At 58.5% G+C, this 20,957-nt stretch carries 12 protein-coding genes and 1 pseudogene; 4 read left to right on the top strand and 9 right to left on the bottom strand.

Features of this window, described 5'->3' with window-relative positions; translation table 11 throughout:
• Positions 1-206: 206 nt before the first annotated feature.
• Both IVB40_RS09245 and IVB40_RS09240 read right to left on the bottom strand, forming a co-directional pair.
• Positions 207-1,409, bottom strand: coding sequence for a PHB depolymerase family esterase (locus IVB40_RS09245; RefSeq protein ID WP_247818676.1), 1,203 nt, complete (start codon positions 1,407-1,409; stop codon positions 207-209).
• Positions 1,410-1,413: 4 nt separating this feature from the next.
• A pseudogene (locus IVB40_RS09240) lies at positions 1,414-1,834 on the bottom strand (CopG family transcriptional regulator).
• 632 nt (positions 1,835-2,466) lie between these two features.
• On the opposite strand from IVB40_RS09240, the gene IVB40_RS09235 reads away from it, so the two are divergent.
• The 3 genes from IVB40_RS09235 (at position 2,467) to IVB40_RS09225 (ending at position 12,307) form a co-directional block, all read left to right on the top strand.
• Entirely contained in the window at positions 2,467-5,832 is a 3,366-nt protein-coding gene (locus tag IVB40_RS09235) for an AAA family ATPase (RefSeq protein WP_247288284.1), read from the top strand.
• A 515-nt stretch (positions 5,833-6,347) separates the two neighbouring features.
• On the top strand, positions 6,348-9,107 hold the full coding sequence (locus tag IVB40_RS09230) for a S8 family serine peptidase (protein ID WP_247818675.1): 2,760 nt from the start codon (positions 6,348-6,350) through the stop codon (positions 9,105-9,107).
• 1,778 nt (positions 9,108-10,885) lie between these two features.
• Positions 10,886-12,307 carry an adenylate/guanylate cyclase domain-containing protein gene (locus IVB40_RS09225; protein WP_247818674.1) on the top strand — a complete coding sequence of 474 codons (1,422 nt, stop codon included), beginning with the start codon at positions 10,886-10,888 and terminating at the stop codon, positions 12,305-12,307.
• Positions 12,308-12,489: 182 nt separating this feature from the next.
• On the opposite strand, the gene IVB40_RS35870 is transcribed toward IVB40_RS09225, so the two are convergent.
• The 7 genes from IVB40_RS35870 to IVB40_RS09190 form a co-directional block, all read right to left on the bottom strand.
• A complete protein-coding gene (locus IVB40_RS35870) occupies positions 12,490-12,969 on the bottom strand; it encodes a hypothetical protein (RefSeq protein ID WP_346283284.1) in 480 nt (159 codons plus the stop codon).
• Positions 12,970-13,284: 315 nt separating this feature from the next.
• Positions 13,285-13,656, bottom strand: a complete 372-nt coding sequence (locus tag IVB40_RS09215) for a hypothetical protein (protein ID WP_247818673.1) — start codon at positions 13,654-13,656, stop codon at positions 13,285-13,287.
• Positions 13,657-13,701: 45 nt separating this feature from the next.
• Positions 13,702-13,941, bottom strand: coding sequence for a hypothetical protein (locus IVB40_RS09210; RefSeq protein WP_247288277.1), 240 nt, complete (start codon positions 13,939-13,941; stop codon positions 13,702-13,704).
• A gap of 91 nt (positions 13,942-14,032) precedes the next feature.
• Complete coding sequence (locus tag IVB40_RS09205; protein ID WP_247818672.1) at positions 14,033-15,442, bottom strand: DUF1254 domain-containing protein; 1,410 nt, start codon at positions 15,440-15,442, stop codon at positions 14,033-14,035.
• A 57-nt stretch (positions 15,443-15,499) separates the two neighbouring features.
• Positions 15,500-16,936 carry a DUF1254 domain-containing protein gene (locus IVB40_RS09200; RefSeq protein ID WP_247818671.1) on the bottom strand — a complete coding sequence of 479 codons (1,437 nt, stop codon included), beginning with the start codon at positions 16,934-16,936 and terminating at the stop codon, positions 15,500-15,502.
• 77 nt (positions 16,937-17,013) lie between these two features.
• Positions 17,014-18,468 (bottom strand): DUF1254 domain-containing protein, encoded by a 1,455-nt coding sequence (locus IVB40_RS09195; RefSeq protein WP_247819514.1) that lies wholly within the window; start codon positions 18,466-18,468, stop codon positions 17,014-17,016.
• Between the two features lie 184 nt (positions 18,469-18,652).
• Entirely contained in the window at positions 18,653-19,291 is a 639-nt protein-coding gene (locus tag IVB40_RS09190; RefSeq protein ID WP_247288273.1) for a hypothetical protein, read from the bottom strand.
• 438 nt (positions 19,292-19,729) lie between these two features.
• Here IVB40_RS09190 and IVB40_RS09185 point away from each other — a divergent pair, with 438 nt between their 5' ends.
• The gene (locus IVB40_RS09185; RefSeq protein WP_247818670.1) at positions 19,730-20,674 is read left to right on the top strand and encodes a biotin/lipoyl-binding protein; all 945 of its coding nucleotides are present in this window, start codon (positions 19,730-19,732) and stop codon (positions 20,672-20,674) included.
• Positions 20,675-20,957: the final 283 nt, after the last annotated feature.

Raw genomic sequence — 20,957 nt, 5'->3', positions numbered from 1 at the left:
GGCTAATTGTACCGATCACACGGGCGAGGCGTAACGCCTCGCCCGACCGTGATGATCATGTTACCTTGTGCAGCCTGCAAGAGCTCCGAACGCCGCGTTGTTCCGGGGCGCGTTTTCACGCCTTGAACCCTTCATGACCGCGACGGACTCGAAGGGCTCTACTTGCAATGCTTCTCGCAAAAGAGCCCAGAGCGAAGAGACTCTGTTCAAGCGTATTCAGCGCCTGGCCAGTAATGCTCGAGGAAGAAACGCAGCATCTCCCTGGTCGCGTCCGGCCCGCGGGGATCGGTGTAGGACCCGGCAGGACTGCCTCCAGACCAGGCATGGCCGGCCCCGTGGACGCTCCAGTGCTCGGACGTGCCCAAGCCACCTTCATCGGTGAGGACGGTGCGGGTATACGCATGTCCCTCAGGTACTCGCCCGCGAAGAGTTTTCGTCCTCGGGCTTGCTGCAGCTTCGCCCGGCCCACGGAGAATCAGTTCAGCATTGCTCGGATGCACGGTGGTATCGCGATCGCCATGGAAGACGATGGTGGGAATCGAGGCGCCAGCTCTCCGGACTGCTGCAGCGTTGCCTTGCCGCATAGCGGTCAACGCGGATGGAAGGTCGCTGGCAGCCCCGCACGCTAGGCCCGAGTGGACGCCGACGGCGGCGTACAGGTCGGGGTACGTCGCACCCATGATGGCGGCGGCGGCGCCTCCGGCCGAGAGGCCTGCGACGTAGACGCGCTTGGGATCGATAGGGTGCTCCCGCATGATCTTGCGGGTAATGCCTGCTATCAGCGAAGGCTCGCCGCTATCCCGCTGCTGGTCGCCCGTGCGAAACCAGTTCCAGCATTTCGCATGGTTGGCTCCGCGTGGCTGCTCCGGATAGACAACGAAGCAATTCCGCTCGTCCGCCAGAAAATTCATCCGGGTGCCGGCGGCGAAATCGTCCGGCGACTGGGTGCAGCCGTGAAGCATGACGATGAGGGGACGCGGTCCTCCATCAGCGCGGCTGGGGATGAACAGCTTGTAGGTCCGACTTCCCGCCGCGTTAGTGAAGGTGGCAGAGACGAACCTTGTGCCGCCCGGCGCAATGTCCGCTTTGGACATTGGAGTGCGCCCGACCGGACTTGGCATGCCGAAACCGGAAAGATCTTTCATGCCGCCGAAGTGCGCGAGGCGATTGTGTCGTTTGGCAGGCGTGGCTTGTGAGGACGGCCCGCTCTCCGTCTCCTCGACGACATTGGCCTTCAGCTCGAGTGTCGGCGGCTCGAGCCTCGCACGCTCGACAGGCACAGTAGTTCCCCTTGTCGCTGCGGGGCCGCCGTCGCCGCGCAGCATTCGCTGCAGCAGTGCAGTGGCTTCGACCAGTTGGCCGGCGCGTGTTAGGCGAGTCGCTTCGCGAACCATGTCTGGATTCAGCATCGTTTCACCTCGTTCGGTCGGCGAGAGCGGCCTTGACCGCGGGAGTGGCATGAAGGGGCACCGAGCACCGAGACCGAGGCAATTGTGGCGCGGGCCAGCTCCGGCGTGACGTCTTGATCGATGGTCGCCAGGCCGAGAACATTTATGTGCAGCATCTCCCCGGCGCGCCGCGCCCGTTCGAGATCGACGCGGGCATAATTACGCAGCCCCAGGTCCAGGCTTTTGCGGGCCGTTGACTGCTTGACCACGTCTGCGTGTCGCTCGAGTTGGTTGCGGATCGCGGTCCGGATGAAATCGGTGCGGTTCGAGTAGAACCCTTCCTGCACCATGAGATCGACCTGGCCGAGATCGACATAGCCTAGGTTGATCGTGATCTTCTCCGTGTCGGGAGTCCGGGATCGCAGTTCGCGTACATTGTCGGTCATCGGGACATCCGGTTGGGGTCGGCGATGCAGCGGCAGCTTATCAGTTGGCCGACTGACTCCGTTTTGCGTATTGCCTTACCAGTTATCGGCTATGGATTGGGTCTCGCCAGGATACCCTTTCACACGCATGCGGCAGAACGTACGAAAGCTGAACAAGAGCGAGATACCCTCATGCAAGAGAGGGAGGCGCGTGAGCTGGAGGTAAACAGGTTACGTCACGAAGAAGCAACGGCCCCTCTCACGACCGCCCTGCGGCGCAGCATGCAAAACTCGTGGAGGGGGCGCATAGGTCAATAGACGGTAGTGCTTAGAAAGCCGCAGCATTCGATCATAAAACACACCACCATTGTTGCCAGTACTGCGGCTTCCAACCCGCGCTTGCAATCGACTCCCTTCGCCTTCGAAAACGTGCTAGGAATGCGTTAGCGCTCTTGAAGGCAGGATGCCGGGCTCGGCCGGGTAGAAATCACAAACTGTGTCGCGCAGCATACTGGCCTTCCCTGGAGCGTCCCGAACAAGCGACTAGGCAACCCGGTGAGAGCTTTCTTCCCGCGCCGGCTTTTATTGTTGCGCGGGGTGATTTTTGCTTTTCCGGTCCAGATCCGATAGCATCAATCTCGTGGTGGCCGCTGATGCAGCAGCTTGCGGATTGGCTCAATAAGCTCGGTCTATCCGAGTACGCCGAATGCTTTCGCAAGAACGGCATCGATATCTCGGTGCTACGGCACCTGACTGACCAAGATCTTAAGAAAATGGGTGTTCTGCTTGGGCATCGGCGCAAGCTGCTCGCAGCAATTGGTGAGTTAAGCAGCAATGTCGCCGCAGGTGCGCCTGCTATGGGCACAGCTACAGGGTCGGAGCCGCCCCCTATCCCCGCGGCAGTCGCTCTGCTACTCCCGCCGACCTCGCAAGCAGCCGGCGAACGCCGCTACCTGACAGTTATGTTTTGCGATCTAGTAGATTCGACCAACATTGCGTCTCGGCTCGATGCCGAGGAATGGCGCGATCTCGTGAATGCTTATCTCGATGCCGCGACCATCGCGGTGACAGAGATGGGCGGCCGGGTGGCCAGGAAGCTGGGTGACGGGCTGATGGCGCTATTCGGCTTTCCGGTTGCGCGGGAGAACGACACTGAACGCGCGGCCCGCGCGGCGCTCGCTATTCATGCGGCGCTTATCGAGTTGAATCGCAAGATCACGGACGCGGGCATGCCCGTGCTAAGAGCCCGCATTGGCTTAGAGGCAGGCCCAGTCGTTGTCGAAACCGCCGGCGAGATCTACGGAGATGCGCCCAATATAGCTGCGCGAGTGCAGGCGCTCGCCGAGCCGGGTTCGGTATTGGTTACATCTCGAGTGCAGCGACAGGTCGCGGGCCTCTTTGTCGCGGAAGAGCTCGGGAATTACAACTTGAAAGGCATAGCCGAACCGCAGACGCTGTACCGGCTGGTGAGGGCGAGCGGCGGCGGACGACGTGCAGGACAGCGCCAGCTGACGCCGCTTATTGGACGCGACGAAGAACTCGCTGCGCTAATGCGGCGTTGGGATCGTGCGCGGCATGGCGATGGACAGCTCGCCTTGATTGTCGGCGAGCCGGGTCTCGGCAAATCGCGACTGATCCAGGAGATGCACGCGCACTTGCGCGAAACGCCGCATTCCTGGGTCGAGTGGAATTGCTCGCAGCTCCTGCAAAATACCGCGCTGCATCCAATCAATGAATGGGGTCGCCAGCGGTTCGGGGGTTCAGAGATCGCCGCTGACCGCCGATTGCACGACCTCGAAAATACGTTGAAGATGGTCCACCTCGATCCAGCCAAAAATGTCCCTTTGCTCGCCCCGCTCGTGGATGTTCCCTTGCCAAAGGAGCGTGAAGCGGTGTTGACGCCGGACGAATTGCGACGTGCACAATTGGCGGCACTCACGAGCTGGGTGATCGCAGGGGCTAAGTCGCAGCCCGTGGTGCTCGTGGTAGAGGACTTGCACTGGGCTGACCCCACGACGCTCGACGTGTTAAAAGGACTGGCCGAGCGTGGCGCGCTTGCACCTCTTTTCGTCGTCGGAACAACCAGACCCGAATTACAGCTACCCTGGGGGGTGCGTTCACATCACAGCACGATCTCGCTGGTACCGCTTGATCGAGCTCAGGCTCGTAACATGGTGACTGAGCTTTCGGCGCGCCATGCTCTGCCGCCCAAAGTAGTGGACGACGTAGTAGCGCGCACCGGTGGCGTGCCGCTTTTCGTTGAGGAAGTGACGAGGCTTTTGTTGGATCGGGGTGGGAAAGATGACGCCCATGTGATCCCGCCATCGCTGCAACAATCGCTTATGGCGCGACTTGACCGACTCGGCCCGGCCCGCGAAGTGGCGCAGATCGGCTCGGTGATTGGACGCGGCTTCTCTTACGATCTTCTTCGTATGCTCACTGGGATGGACGATACAGCGCTGCAGGCCGCGCTGGAGCGGCTTGCAGAAGCTGACATATTGCTCGTTCAGGGTCTCCCGCCCGACTCCGACTATCGCTTCAAACACGCGCTTATTCAAGATGCGGCGTACGAAAACCTTCTCAAGAGCCGGCGGCAAGTTCTGCATCGTCGGGTGACCGAAATCTTGTGCGACTGCCTCCCCGAAACTGCGTTGTCCGAACCCGAAGTGCTGGCGCATCACTTCACACAAGCGGGTCTTACTCAGCAAGCGGTGGAGTGGCGCGGAAAGGCGGGCTTCCGGTCCTTGGAGCGATCGGCGCTGGTCGAAGCCGCCAAGCACTTTACGCGAGCTCTCGACCAGCTTGCGCATCTACCCTTCACGACAGCAACACGCCGCGAGCGGATCAATCTACAGATCGCGCTCATAAACCCACTCATGCACATAAAGGGACACGCCGCTCCGGAAGCCAGGACAGCGGTGGAGCGAGCACGCCTGCTCATAGAAGAAGCTGAAGTGCTTGGCGAACCATTAGAAGACCCACTCCTGTTGTTTTCAGTCCTATACGGATCTTGGATCGCCCATTTCGTCGCGTTTGATGGTGATCTGGTGTATGAACTCGCGGCGGAGTTCCTGACCCTTGCTGAACGCCGAGGAGAGTCTGCGCCGCTCATGATCGGTCACCGTATCATGGGTATGGCCTTATTGTTTACAGGGCACATAAAGGAGGGATGCGCGAATCTGGATCGCGCTATCTCTTTGCACGTTCCTGCAGAGCATCGTCAGCTGGCGCCGCGTTTTAGCGTCGATCCCGCGATCTCAAGTTTGTTCTATCAAGCGCAAGCGCTCTGGTGTCTTGGCTGTCCTGACGCCGCAAATGCTGCCTTAACCCGTGGGCTCACAGAGGCGCGCCAAATCCGCCACGCTGCAACTTTAATGTTTGCGCTGCATATGGCATCGACGGTTCATGTACTATGCAGAAATTATGTGCAGGCAGCCGCAGAGCTAGACGAACTCGCCATCATGACGGACGAAAGCGGAGTCCCATACTGGGGAGCTTTCGGAATGTCGGTGCATGGCTGCCTTCTTGCCGCAAACGACAACGCCTTGGATGCGGTTCACATAAGCACCGCCGGAATCTCCGCACTACGGGCCACTGGAACAACTGTATGGACACCATGGTATTTATCGACTTTAGCGAGGGCCTACGCGGAGCTGGGCCGCTTTGATGAAGCCCGGCACAGCATTGCTGAAGCACTGACCACAATGGAAGCGACGAAAGAAACTTGGTCCGCATCCGAGATCCATCGAACAGCCGGAGAAATAGAAATGATGTCAGCGGATGGGGATGCCACAGAAGCACAAGGCTTCTTCGACCGTGCGTTGGCTGTTGCCCGGGCGCAGCAGGCAAAGTCTTGGGAGCTGCGCGCAGCAATGAGCATCGCACGGCTATGGCGCGAGGAAGGGAGATCGGATGAGGCGCAAGAACTTCTCGCTCCGGTCTATGAGTGGTTCACTGAAGGCTTCGATACACTTGATTTGAAACAGGCGAAAGCTTTACTCGCTGAGTTGACGCACTAAAGGCGATTGCGGTGGAGGGGCTCGTCCGGACATCAACTCGCTTCGAAGCATTCATAGACAATTAGAGGACTCCTGCGCTCGCGCAAACCGACACCTGACTGAGACACGACCCGACGATGCCATCCAGGCTTGTGCCGCCACTACCAAGACCCTTTGAAGGGCGGCAGTGCCGCAGTATCGGGCGCTCCTCTTTTAGGCGACCTGGGCCCACGGCGGTGCTGGCCTGCCGTCCCGTTCGCGTATGCGTGGTTATGGAACGATAGGCCGATTTGGTCACGAGCCTGTCTTTTTTGAATCGAACTAGCAGCCTTGTGAACTAAATCACTGCGTAATCCCTACTTGTCCTGTTAGAGTTCATTTATTGATTTGCTAGGATGCTCAACGCAAACGGTCGGGCGACCGCGTCACGATATTGGGCGGTGAAGGCAAATTTGATCCTGCTGGCTTGTGTGCAGTCCGACAATTCAGGAGTGGATCAAAGTAGCGTCGTAAGAAAGTTCATTTGGAGGAAGCCAATGAACGAAACCTTCTTACCCAAGCATTTCGCTTATTCCTGTCGTTCAGTGCCGTTGAGATTACTCGTTGCAACCTTATTGGTTGCTGCGCCTCTCGCGCTTGCGTCTGCACAGACCGTTGCTCCCGCGGAAGGCGCGTCAGCCGGCCAGAATAGCGCTGTGCACATCAATCCGGACAACGAGGGTGACCCCATCTCGCTCGAAGCCGTCCAGGACGGGGTCAAAAATTTCGAACTGCGCCAGGCTGACATCGGGCCACCTAATGCCATCAGCGCGGATGGCATCAAACGTCGCGGCTTCGGGCCGACGAAGTCTGACGAATCGGGGGCGGATCGGTTGGTTCTCCCTGTCGATCGCAAGCCGCCGCGCGATGCACTTCCGCATCGGAGCACCGAGGCGACAACAGTCCAAACGGAGGCACCCAACAGGCCGCTGTCGGCGGCAAAGGATCGCCCAAAGCCTCCAGCCGACTATCCTTCGCGCGGCGCGTCGGATGTCCGGCCGTTTGAGGCTTATCGGCTTGGGTTCTCGGGAGGGACGACGACGCCGGCCACCGGGATCGACCCGCGCATACGATCGGATTTAGCCGCAGGGGAGCGGACCGAGACCTATGCCTTTCTGCTGATGGAATCGCTGCCGGACGCGGCCACGGAGCGCGCGCTGATGAGCGAATTCGGGGTCGCATCGCTTGGGCTGCATGGGACAGCACTCAAGGTCCGCGTCCCCCTGCAAGCACAGGCGTTGGAGGGTATTGCCAGATTGCCCGGGTTTAGATCACTCGCTTACCCCTCACCCGACCAAAAATTAGCGCCGGAGCTGAAATTTGCCATCGAGCGCCTCGGCGCCGAGGTGGCTCGATTCCCGATTATCATCAGCCTGTTCGAAACCGATTCCAAAGCTGCGTTCGCTGAACGGGTCCAAGCTACGGGCACGGAGGTAGGTCGCTACGACCCGGTGTTGCGGAGCTATGAGGCTCTCGCGACACCCGAACAGATTCGCATTCTTTCCGGTTTGGACTTTATCCTGTTCATCGAAATCGAGCGCCGGAGCGGCGGCGGACACGATCAGAGCATGGCTACGAATGGTGTCGATTACATCCGTGCGTCCGGCTTCCTCGGTGCGGGAACTGTATTGGGCTTACTCGACACCGGCGCCATGTTGGGAAGCGCGGCCGCAACCATGCACCAAGACCTCAACAAAAACGGTTGCGGGATCAATTTCACGAGCGACACCGCGGGCGTTTGGAATGATCAGAATGGCCACGGAACTCACGTCCTCGCAACCATTTCCGGAACTGGCACTGCGAAAGCGCGGTTCCGCGGCGTCGCAACTGCGGTCGGTTCGCGTGAGCGCATCCGTGTTGGAAAGATCTGGAAATCGACCAACACTGGACAAAACTCTTGGCTGCGGGACGCGATCGACTACATGGCGGACGCGACCAGCTGCGACGCGCCACGCCCCTCGGTCATCAATCTGAGCGGTGGGGCGAGCGGATCGGGACAGACTGGGACCGATTCAGAATCGCGCAAGCTCGACGCTCGCGTCTGGGAAACACGCCAGGCCTACATCGTGTGCTCCGGCAACAACGGCCCGGGCGCGCAATCGATCTGGTCTCCCGGTGTGGCCAAGAATGCGCTTACGGTCGGAAACGTGCAGGACTCGGGATCGAGCTTAGTTGGCGAACTGTCCGGCACAAGCAGCCGCGGCCCGACCGGCGATAATCGGATGAAGCCAGACCTCGTTGCAACGGGCGCTGTCGTTACCTCCGCGCAGGCGGGAACGACGGATGGCTATGTGGATAAGAGCGGATGCAGTATGGCGACGCCACATGTCAGTGGCATCGCGGCGACGTTGCTAGAGCACTATCCTGATTTCAGAGATCGACCGCACTTGCTGCGTGCCCATCTCATGGCGTCCGCTACGCTGCATTCGGACGAGGTCAGTCCGGCGAACAACACGGGTGGCGGGCGCAATGATTTTGGGCTCGGACGCGTCTCCGATTATCAATCGCACTGGGCGCGGCTCGACCCCAACGGCTGGAGCGGCCATTGGGCGTGGATGACAATCACCGACAAATCCTGGGGCTTCTTCGACATCAACGTGCCTCGGGGTACCAAGCGGGTCGTCGCTGTGCTTACTTGGGACGAGCCCGAAGCGAGCGCAGGAGCGTCACAGGCAGTGACATACGATGTTGACCTGTGGGCCGATCCCGGCGCGAGTTGCACGCCGGATGCGGTTGGACAATGTGGTGCCTGGGCCTCGCAGTCTAACATTGACAACGTCGAATATCTTATCATCGACAATCCGCCTCCTGGCGTTCTTCGGCTCAAAGCAATCAACTGGAGAGCTCCCTCATTTGGCTTGCCGGTGGCAATTGCTGCTAAGATCATTCGCGGCGATCCAACGCCTGCGATTTCGATGACGGCTACTCCGAGCACAACCTCCCCCGCGATCGGCTCGACCTTCACAATCAAGACAACCATTTCCAACCCGAGTTACGAGGCATATGGGGTTCAGGTATCAGCGGCGGCAGCGTCTAGCGGTCTAAGCCTGCTCGGGGTCTCGACCACTCGCGAGGATGGGGTGGCGATGGATTTTCCAAATGCGGCCAGCCTCACACTCGGCACGGTAACGGAGGCTGATACGCGCTCTGCCATCTGGAAATTCAGTGCCACCTCGCGAGGTCCGCAGACCGTCCGCTTCAGCGGCCGGTCCAACAATGGCGGCACCGTCTTCAAGAGCGTGACTGTTACACCTTGAGGACCCCGGGGCGAACTGTATCCTAGTTTGACCAAGTCGCCTGAGACATTCACACTTTGCTCTTAGTTCAGAGTTCACGGTCGGCCGACTCAAGAATGTATAGTTGTTGGCGCCAAGGAGAGCACGCGGAGGTTCGACACGATAACCATCGAATAGCGGACATTCGGGATCAGCAGCTTCGGACCGGAGGCCAATCTTCGGCAGAGATTGGTCGGATCGGTCAGTTAACGGATTAGTAACGGCTTCTTGCCAGCCTATAACCATTGCAGATCGTCGCAGCAGCGACTTCAGAAGCATATCGTCTCTCTCAGTTCATACCTGCTCGGTTGGCAGTCTCATCAAGGGACAAGTCCGCTATGTGCAAGGGAATTCTGATTTCGCTTATTGCGCTATTCTTTTTGCTGATTTGCGATCAGTTCTGGTCAAACGGCCGCTATACGGATGTTGCCATCGTGATGGCGAAGCACATCGGTCGCTCTTTCGGTGTCTGATGCAGCCAGTTTCCACGAGCTCGAAATGACTGACGCAGTTGCTCTTGACGCATTGAACAGGAGAGAATGCCCGGATTGCTGGTCCAGAAGAATGTCATCTGGATTGCGGGTTGACATTGCGGAGCACTTGGAGTGCCTCGCCTGTGAGGCACGGTTTTACGTTGCTCCGCAACCTCCACATGCCAAGGTCTTCATCCGACAATAGGCCTGCGCGAGAATCAAAATGCGCTTGCTATGGATCAACAGCGCCTGCCGTCATTGCCGACTGCCTACTTGCAGCCGCGGCAGATCGTAAGCTTGCGTTTCAATGCCTCATCTTCTTGTTCGACCAGGTGCTGAGCCACGATGCTATCCGCCCTCGAACTGGGCTTGGAACCTCTTGCTGCGCGAGACTTCATGTCTTCGCGCCGCATACCCCGACATGTCAATATCGTCGAACCGTGCCGACGCTAAAGCCATCGTAGTCCACGGCTGGGCTGAGGACCGACGAAGGCGCACCGATCACTGGTGTAGACAGAGCCTTGTCCGACGCTGCCGGCAGGAGAGCGTCCGTCCGCGATGACGGCCCGCCATTGGTCTTTGCCGAAGGCCCCAAATTTTTGGCGGGCGCTCGTAGCGGCGACACTTTGGCCCGCCGCCGTTGTCGGCCAAGCGTTCTTAGGGGTGGCCGGAGGCGCCGGCTCCTGTTCAGGAGAGGGCGGAGCAAGCGAAGGCGGGGGAGCGACTAAGGTCCGGCCTCTGGCGCTGCCCAGCAACCAGACGCCAGCAGACACGATGCCAAGGCCAAGAGCGTCACGCTTTTCATCCGCGTCCTTCAAATGGCTTTATTTGACCCATTGACGCATGACCCTCCGAGCCAAGCTAATGACTATCTAGCTCATATGGCGATCAACGTTGACGGAAATGGGCGGGAGGGGCATCTGCCCGGGCCTTGAGCTTATTTCATAGCGTAGCGCCGACAGCCCGCTCTAGACTTCAATTCCAGAACCGCGCTGCACCGCTCTCAGGGACATGCTGGACGATTGCCTATTCGATCAAAGTGTCGCGCTGCCGACTGATACAGGCCAATAGAGCTGACTTTTCTTATCCGGCTCGGTTCGGCTAAAACAATTGGGCAAAAGAGCGTCCGCGTCGATCGTCGTGTGGCTAATCGAATGGCCGACCAACCAGTATTGCCGGCATGGAGCGAGGTATCATACTGATATGCAAGGGTCATCACCAGTCAACGAAGGCCTCCTGAATCAGCGCCTCCTAGAGCTCGGGTCGGCAGCGACCTGGGCGCCGCGGATGCTTCCGGATCTCGAAAGTTTTATTCACGCCTCCGGCGACTATGATCTCTTTCGCGTCAATCCTATCCAATACGCGACTGCCAACCGCCTAAGTGAAGCCGAAGGAATCGAGCTGTTTGTGCACGCCGCGAAGGTTGGCCTATTCGAGATGCAGTGGCTGCTCATCTGCGCCTATTGCCCGCAGGTCGCAGGCACTTTTCGTGAGCTAGACCAGGTTCATCCACGTTTCCAATGCGAATTCTGCAACGCCCTCAATGAGGCGGCCCTTGACGACTACATTCAGGTCACCTTTACCGTCTCGAGTTCGGTTCGCGACATCATATATCGTCATCCGGACATGCTGTCCGTCCAGGACTACTATCTGCGTTACAACTTCTCCAAGGACTTCAAGCCCCCGCACGGAATGACACACGAGCAACTCGTTGCGGCACTCTCGCGGGGATTTGCCGATATCGAGGCGGGTCAGCGGTTGAATTTCGAATTCGACGTAACAGCCGGCCGTTTCGAGGTGCTCGATCTCAGCCATAAGCTTCTTCTGGTTTTCTTCGCGAACGGTGAGCCGGCGGAACGCCAGGAAACGCTGGTCCAGCTCGAATCGGGCCGGTTCGTAGTTGCGGATCGACCCACTGGGCCGAGAAATATGATCCTTGGCGACGGACGCTTTGCGTTTCGACAGACGGCCGATCTTAGCCTAGGCAAACACACCATCCACATTGAGAACCGCACCAAGGATCGAGGCCGTTTCTGGTTTCTCCAGTACCCCTCCCAGTTCCAGCCCCATCTGGTCGAGTATGAGCCGTTTCTTTCCGGTAAGCGATTGTTGCTCACGCCCTGCTTCGGCGAACTCTACAAGACCCAACTGGTGGACGAGCGCGATAGTCTGGCAGTCTCCGACATCACCTACCTGTTTACTGATCTAAAGGACTCGACTCCGCTGTACGAAAGCATTGGCGATGTGAACGCCTACTTTCTCGTTCGTCAGCATTTCGACATCTTGAATACGATCATTAGGAAGCGATCTGGTACGATCGTGAAGACGATCGGTGATGCAGTCATGGCTGGCTTCGAGCATTCACAGGACGCCGTTCTTGCATCCGTCGAGATGATCGAGGAGCTGTCGCGATTCAACCAAACCGCATCGCGACCGCTCGGCCTAAAGGTCGGGGTGCACAGAGGCAGGGCCATAGCCGTAAGGCTCAATGACCGGATCGACTACTTCGGACAGGACGTGAATATCGCCGCCCGCGTGCAAAGTCTGGCTGGTGTCAACGAAATTTGCCTGACAGAAGCGGTGATGGAGGCTCCCGGAGTCAGTGACATCCTCAAAGGATATCCGGCGTCACGCGACTACCAAAACTTGAAGGGCATCGGCCAGAAGATGGAAATACATCGGATCAAAATTCCTCCGGCGCAGAGATAAACGACCGCGCGCGTCCTGCGCAGCGCCAGACCGATTGTCGGCTGCCGGGTTACGCGCCAATTTCGCGCTGCTGCAGTGCTTTCCTGTATATCCCGGGGGGACGACGCCAGCAGGCATCAGCGTGTCTGCGTTCCCAAGCCGCACGATCGTCCGGATTCCAATGTGATGGAAGAAGTCGGCCTTTAAGTGACTAGGCTCGCTCCAGGAGCCGCACACGGAAGCAGCGGCCACTGGTCGTAGGTCTGGAACTTCACGTCGAGCATGTCGTAAGAGATTCGCAGGTAGCCGTCGCTGCCGCGCAGCACCGCGGCGGGGATAATTGTTTGCACTTCCTGCGCCATCACACCGACATAGGCTTTGTTGCTGCCGTTGTAAGCGAAGCGATAGAAGCCAATGCCATTTTGGAGGTGGCCGATAAGGAAGATGTCGTGCTTGAGCATCATGTCGGATCGCCGGACGACACGACGGGTGGTCCGCCGTGCAACACCTCGCACACCGACTACTGGTGCGACAACGGCCCCGCCAACAGGTCGGACGACGCAGCCGGCGCGGTAGACACCGGCTGCACAATAGACAACAGCATTTGCCTTAGGTGTCTCGATAACCATGGTTGCGGATAAGGCGGTAATGCCGAGCGCGGCGAGGAGGATCGAGCGCATCATTGTCTCCTTGATTCAAATTGTTGGCTAGGAAGCTTCATCGCAAGAATAGGATCAGATTTCCTGCCCACGAGCAATTGTTCTCCGATGAAGTACCTGCCGCCTCCGTGCAATTCGACAGGTCCCTGCTCAACGTGCCGACTACAGTTTGCTAGGTCGAAGGAAATCCCTCTATTGCCGGCTGCTGCCTGCGTCACGCCCAGCCTGCACTTGTAGAGTGTCGTCGCCGAGAAATCGAGCTATCGACCCCGGTAGTTCATTGCGGCTGAAAGCTCCCGCCAAGGCGCGCTCGAACAACGCAGCCCGTTCTCGAGCGGATCACTGGGAATTTCGATCCTTACTTGCTCCCCTCAACCGTATCGCAGTTGACGGCGATTTCAGCCAATCTGCCATTTGGATGCAGGTAAGAAGATCGACATAGCTCTGCTCCACGATTGTGGCTTCACCTTCGCACCTATCGCGAAGGGGCCCCGATGCAGTGGCCCAAGCCGTGCTGAGCTGCTTTTGTGCGGCCGACTCATCGCGCATGCAGTCGGTAAAGCTCTGCGCCAAGGCGAGCCCCATGGCCTTGTCGTCAGCGGTAGTGGCTCTGCACAGCGCCTCTGCCTTCAGTTCCGGGACGCGATCCGAGACGGGCATAACAAAAAAATGCCCTCCGAGGAGCGCTGCAGATAATGTTGCTATCTTCATCTTGGTTCTCCAAGCACTAAACTTAATTGCAACCAGAGTATCGCGTTAGAACTGGCCTGCTTGAGCCGGAGGACTGGGCCAGTCGAAGCGCAGGTTGTTCCTATTGTCACGATCAAACAAGTCCTGCCTGCAGGCGAAAGTGCTCCTGCAGCTATCCACCCGAGGTGCAGGCTGACCAGACCGGGCGGCCGACACGACCTTCGTGCGCGCTGTTTCGCCGAAGGCGGCCGTGGCGAACACCACCTCGCAGCCGCAAAAAATGGTGAGCAGAAACACCTTTGTCATTTTGACGGCCTCCTTCGATGGCACTGCTCTGCCGTACGTGCAGGTCGGTCCAGGAGAACGAGATCGGCCTGCGCGTTGTAGCATGCATCACCTAAGTCGCGCGCTGCAGTGGCGGTTGCTTCCATTTGCCCTCGGTGGCCGCTTCTTTCGGCCAGTAGAGGCGCATGATCATGGAGAAAGGCCCCTTTGGCGCGGGCAGCCAGTTGGCTTCCTTGTCCTTGCCGGGGGATTCATTCTGAATGATCAGCGTCACCCCGCCGTCGGCATCGCGCTTCAGCTGCGGCAGCATCGGTGAATTGATAAGATAACGATTGAGCGGATTGGCGACGAGCAGGCTCTGCGGCTCATCATACATGGTCAGCGACCAGAACGCGTTTACGGGTGGCAACTGGTCTGGGGCAAACCGCAAGCTGTAGCGATTGGCACCGTCCAGCCTTTGCTTCGCTGCATCCACATAATACGCCGGATACATCGCTTCCTGCTTGGAATTCCCATAAATGCCAAGCACGGCGGCACCCATGCGGTAGAGGTAATTGTCCTTCAAATACTGCCGAGAACCGAACACGTCGCCCGAAGACAGTCTCCCCTCCTCAAAATCTTTCTTGAGGCCGGCGAAGGCGACCCAAGCGTCGGCCATGCCTTGCTCAACAGCTGTTTTCACCTCGGGCGAGAGCTTGTTGGCAGCGAACAGTTTGCCCGCGCCAATGCCCAGTTTGGCGAAACGCTCCATCAGCGCCGTCTCGGACGGGACTGTTGGGCAGAATTGCAGCACGAAGCTTAGGATATTGAAGAACTGCGGGGAGGTCTTCTCTTCCGCTGGTGTCAGTGGCTTGATGAAATCGATGGGCGGGGCGGCCTCGGGTGCGGGCTCGCCGAGAAACGCCGAGAGCGGCTGTACTTTGTAGCCGGCCTGGACCTTTTTGACCTTGTCGATATCGGCCGGATCGAAGAGCTGCGTTCGAAACGTCGGGAACGCCAGTTCGGTCTCGCAGTGAAACACCTTCTTGATACCCTTGGGCGTTTCGCCTTTCCAGTCGGGCCCAGCGAGCAGGAAGCTGCCGCCCTCGTTGCCGGTCGTGCGCGTGCCGATGTAGTCGAAGTTGAACGTGTAGTAGTCAATAAGCTGGACGCTGAAATAGCGCTCCTTTTCCATTGCTGGCACGGTGAGCACAATTGGCTCGGAACGTAGGTCTGCGCCGGCGAACGAATAAGGCGTGTCCGAGTTGGGCGTCTGGATCGCCGTGTCGGCGGGCGTGAAAACGCGCGCGCTGTTCCATATTTGGTTCCAAGGCCCCTTGTATTCCGGCGTGGTCTTATCAACCCAGTATGCGTGCTGGACGCGGTAATTGTCCACGATTGGGAAGCCATAGATATAGGCCTCCTTGGCGATTGCACGGGCTTCCGCCGGACCGAGGCCAGCTTGGGCGTGGGCTGCCGAGAAATGAAGGGCCGGGAGCACAGCAACCCCGCCGACAAAACTTCTTCGTGTGATGGGTTTCATTAGCAGGATCTTTCATTTCATTTGTGACGAACGTGCCTGACTTCCGTAACGGATCTATCAAGCCTTCTTAATACTGGGCGGCTGCCAGCTGCCGGTGCCCGGCGGCAGGATCGACGGCGCTTCGGCCTTTGGCCAGTAAAGCCGCATCACCAGATAGATCGGTCCGTTTGGCGCCGGCAACCAGTTGGCTTCCTTATCGGCACCCGGCGATTTATTCTGGATGTACAGCGTCAACGAACCGTCCGGGTTCGTTTTCATGGCCGGCAGCATCGGCGAATTGATCAGGTACCGGTCGATCGGATTTTCAATCAGCAACTGGCTCTTGCCGTCGTACATCGTCACCGACCAGAACGCGTTCACTGGAGGGGATTGTCCCGCGGGGAAGGTGAGCGTATATTCGTGCTTGGAGCCGTCGAGGATCTCGCCATTGGCAAGCGTCTTCGCCATCGGATAGACGGCTTCGACCGCGTCGTTGCCATAGATGCCGCCCTTGGCGGCCGCGGCGCGCTTCAGCCAGTCGCCGCTGTAAAACTGCCGGTCGCCGAACAGCGATCCGATTTTCCAGCCATTGACGTCCTTCTGTCCGCTGGCAAGATACTTTTCAACCTTCTCCTCGCCGTCCTTCATCCCTAGCCCGACTTCAATTTTGTGTGTCAGCGGAAGATCCTTGAAACTGAAGGTTTTGCCGGCGCCGACCCCGATGCGGGCGAGCTTGGCGCGGATTTCCTTTTCCTCCGGTCCGGCGGGCGCGAATTGCAGCGCGAAGTCGAGATATTCGAAAAAGTTCTTCTTCGCCAGTTCCGCATTAGCCTTCGGAAAGTCGATGGCAGGAGCGGCAGGAGGTGAAGGCTGCTTGAGATAAGTCGACAGGGGTTGCGACTTGTAGCCGGCCTGGACCTTCTCGACATGCGGCATATCGTTGGCGTCAAAGAGCTGTGTGCGATAGGCAACGGCTGAAAATTGCGTTGAGGATTGAAAGACCTTCTTGATGCCCGGCGGCGTGGCGCCCTGCCAGTCGGGCCCAACAACCAAATAATCTCCGGGATCACTGCCGGTCGCGCGGCTACCGATATATCCGTAGTTGAAAGTGTTCCCGTCGCACAGCATCACGGAAAAATAGCGATTCTTTTCCACTGCCGGAACGGAAAGAACGATTGGTTCGGCGCGCAGGTCGAGCCAAAGAATTGAATATGGCGTGTCGCTGTTGGGAGTAATGACAGCAGTGTCCTTGTAGGTGAAGACGCGCGCCTCGTTGTTGATTTGATTGAAAGGCGCCTTGTACTGCCCCGAGTTCTTGTCGACGGAATACTCGTACATAACCACGTAGTTCATTACGATCGGAAGCCCGTAGATGAAGCCTTCCTCGGCGATGGCCTTTGCCTCGCGGATGTCAGGCCATTCTGCCTTCGCCTGCGCGCCCGCTGGGGCGGGCATCGTCGTCACTGTCATCGCGGCAAACGCCGCGGAACGAAGAAGCTCGCGTTTCGTCAACATGATGTCAGCTCCTGTGTGGGAATGTTGTTCTTCACGCGGTCAGTAGCCTGCGCCGAAGCGCCCGCCGTTCTGTCACTTCATTGGGCCGAAATGCTTACCGTTGTTTGCGACTTCACGACCGGGGGCGGATTCCACTTGCCGGTCAGTGCTTCCGACTTCGGAGCGTACAGCCGCATCGTCAGATTGAAAGCACCCTTCGGCGCCGGAAGCCAATTGGCTTCGAGGTCCTTGCCGGGACTCGCGTTCTGGAAATAGAGGTCGAGCGATCCATCTGCGTTGTACTTGAACGGCATCCAGCTGCTGACGGCAAAACGGTTCAGCGTATTGCCGACCTGGAAACCATCATGGTCGTAGAGCGTGATGGACCAGAACGCATTGACAGGCGGCGTGGCGCCCTTCTCGAAGGTGACCATGTATTTGTTTGCGCCATCAAGCGGCTTGCCGCCATCGTCCGCGAGATTGAGCGGATAGATAGCATCCTCAACCACGTTCGCGCCGAGACCCTGCTGCGCGAGAATGGCGCGCTTCAGGTAATAGTTTCCATATACGCCCACCGTGTCGGTGTTCATCGCCCACCCGTTGGCAACGCGTGCCAGCGTCGGCAGCTTCCAGGCCATCAGTTTTTGCGCGTCCTGCGGTGCGGTTTCGAGCGCTCGCTGCAGGATTGGATCGAGCTTGCCGATGTCGAAGCTTTTTCCAGGCTCAATGCCGATCTTCTTCATCTGCGCGAGGATCGGCTCGTCCGTGACATGAGGCGGATGCAGCTTGAGCAACTCGGCAGCATTAGCGAAATACACGCCCGCCGACATCGTATCGACCTGAGTCTTTGGCGGTGTCTTCATGTCGATGCTTGAGTCTGGCTTGAATTCGGCGGGCTTTGGTATTTTGCCATACTCGGAAAGAAGCGTGACCTTGTAGCCGGCTTGGATCTTGTGAACCGCATCATAATCCGACGGGCCGTCGGTCTTTGTCCGGCCGATCAGCCAGACATAGGGGGTTGGCGCGTCGATGCGTTGAGTGTCCTTTGGGAGCTTGAACTCCTCTGCAAACTTCTCGCGTAGATCCGGCCTCCAGTTCGCGGGTGCCACCAGGAACGTCCCGGCCCTAGTGCCCGTCGTGCGCCAGCCCGGGGACGCGAAGACGTCGGTCCACATGTCGAGCATTGGCAGCAGGTAGTATCGGCCATTGGTATCTGGTGCCGAGATGACGACTGGCTCCTTGGTCATGTCCAGCCATGAAGCGGAATACAGCGTATCGAAGTTGGAGCGCACCACGCCTTTGAAATCCGCCGGAGGGTATTCACCCACATTGACGAACGTGTTCATCGGCCCTTTGAAATCCCCCATGCCGTTAGTGAATTGCTTGCGGGAAACGTCCATCGACATGATGGAGTAAAAATAAACATAGGCATCTACCGCGATTGCGTGCGCCTCCTGTTCGGTGATGGGCGCTGCCGACTGGGCCAGCGCTACGGGCGCTGTCGCGGCGCCAAGCCAAAGAGACAACGCTAGCGGCAGGAATCCTCGGAACATGTTGAGCCTCCTTTTCTGAATCGTTGATTTATGATTGACGGCTTCGTTCAATTCCCTTTGTCCAAGACTCTTCCCGCCACACCCGATGGTTGGCCGGAAGTTTTCGTTGGTTAGCTCATGGGCATCGTGCCTTCGCGGCCTTTGGCCAGCCGGCGTGGCAAGCACCCCTGTGTCTTTCCCGTTTTCAATAACAGGGGGGATAGGGGTAATAGCCGCAGGCCGGGCGGGCGTATGGGTGGTAGTAAGCAGCCGCTCCGTACGCCGCCGCGCCTACCGCGCCGGCATACATGGCGCCGCGAAACGCCGAACGGCGCGCGACGCCTGCAAACGACATCGGCGTGAATGGCCGGCCGATAATGTCGATGAAAAGGGCAGCTCCACCGTCGGCGTCGGCGATATCTCCCTCCAGGGTCTGAACGTTGAATGTGAGCCTGTCGCCTTCGAGCTTCGGAGTTTTCAGCACGACGACAGCGTCCTTCACCGAACCATCCTTGCTGAACACGGACAAGGTCGCGTTCGGCGGATTTTTGGCAAAACTGTCCTCGCCCGATCCCCACTCGGCGATTACGTCGGCGGTGGGCTGGTGACCCGCGGAGCGTACCGGTCGATCGGCGAAAATGATCGAGCTGGGTGCTACGCCGGTCACGGTGAGCGTGTCGCCCTTCAACGTCGCACCGCGCGAGTTGAGCACGAATAGCGAGGGCACGATCTCGGGTTTGGCCGAAGCAGATGGAGTACCGATTGTTTTCAGGGAGGGCGGCGCTGCAGCGTTCTGAGCGAGCGCTGCTTGGGGACCGCACAACATAGCGGACACAGCCAGCATTCCAAAAATCCGATTCAATCTATTAGTGCGCATGACGCCGAATTCCTTTTTCTTTGTAGAACTTCGGTCTGTCCGGAAACACTCTCGCGCGGGCGCGGCAGGTCGCGTTCAAAGAACATGCAACATAGGCTGCATTAAACGCCAAAATGCGTCTGCAGGACTCGAATACGAGGCGCCGTAATTTAGGGGCTCGTAGAGCTTAACGTTGAGCGGCGATTATGATGTGATGCATCAACCACCTCCGCGGGAATAATCTTAGCACGAACTATAAGAGAGAGTCATGGTCATAATTGTGTGCCTATACTTTGCGGCGCTTTGGTTGCTGTTTTCGAAATTTCGACTTGTGAAATGGGGCCGGCTGTCCGGGACAATCTCGCTGCTGATCGGCGCGTTTATCCTCGCAACATATCTCGCGCTTTTTAATTATCTCACTCCGTCGTGACGGTGACCGGCCGCGTCGTGGAAGTGACGCCGAATGTGACGGGACAAATTGTCGCAATGCCGGTCAAGCCAAACGTCCCGGTCAAGAGGGACGACGTGTTGTTTCAGATCGACCCAGCCCCATTCCAGTACAAGGTCACGCGATTGCAGGCTTCGCTCGCCGCGGCAAAACAGCAGACCAATATTCTAAAGGCGAATTACGAGCAGGCGACGGCGAATGTCGCGGGACTCACGGCGCAGGTGGCGTACAACGCGAAGCGCCTCGCTGACATACAGACGCTTGCGTCAGACGATGCGAACTCGCAATTTCAGGCGCGAGACAAGCAGGTCCAGTATGAGACGGTCTCGGCACAATTAGAATCCGCGAAAGCGGCGCAGCAGAGCGCCAAGCTAGCCATCGACTCCGAGATTGGAGGCGTCAACACGTCCGTCGCGCAACTTCAGGCGCAGCTCGATAATGCCAATTGGGAGTTGTCACAGACGGCGGTGCGTGCGCCCGCGGACGGTTATGTCACCGTTGTCGCATTGTCCGTGGGGGACCGGGCGCTGCAGGCGCGCTCGGCGATGTCGTTCATCGTGGAAGATGAGATCACGCTGGTCGGCATGTTCGCGCAGAACGGTTTCCAGGCCGTCAAGGAAGGCGCGCCAGTTGATTTAGTTTTCGACAACGTTCCAGGCCGCATCTATCATGCAAGGATCATCGGAATCCCGAGGGGGATCGGCCAAGGCCAGATCGCGGCGTCCGGCATGTTGGCGCGCACGAACGCGCTCGGTGGAGCGACGGTTTACCCGGCGATCATCTCCATCCCCAACGAAATGAACCGGGACTCGCTTCGTTTGGGGAGGTCGGGAAGCGCTACCGCCTTTGCCGGCAACGCCGGCTTGATCGGTCTGCTTGCCTCGATCCTGGTGTGGGTCAGTTCGTATACGGCGTACTTGTAAAATAGTAGTCGAAAAGGGGCCGCCCAGAGTGATGGCGCGCCGTTCGTTGTATGGCCGGGTATGGGGGACAAGGGTGCAGTGCGGCGCTTGGCTTTCGTGGGTCTTGGACGTAAGCTCCTGGTCCTGTCGAGACATGCAACGCGCTTTCGTCTAATGCTGCTTCTGGCGCAAGCCGGCCGGATGCTCGATGCAGCCTGCTCAATTGCTTAACCTTGGCTTGCAAACTGCGGTACCGAGCCCGCTTGCTGGCGTTGACATAGAGTCGTCGAGTAACATTGCCACA

Origin of the sequence: Bradyrhizobium sp. 40 (assembly GCF_023100925.1) — a bacterium.
In the GTDB taxonomy this organism is placed as follows: domain Bacteria; phylum Pseudomonadota; class Alphaproteobacteria; order Rhizobiales; family Xanthobacteraceae; genus Bradyrhizobium.
Note: the sequence above shows the minus strand (reverse complement) of the source record. Positions and strands in the feature narration are given on the sequence as shown.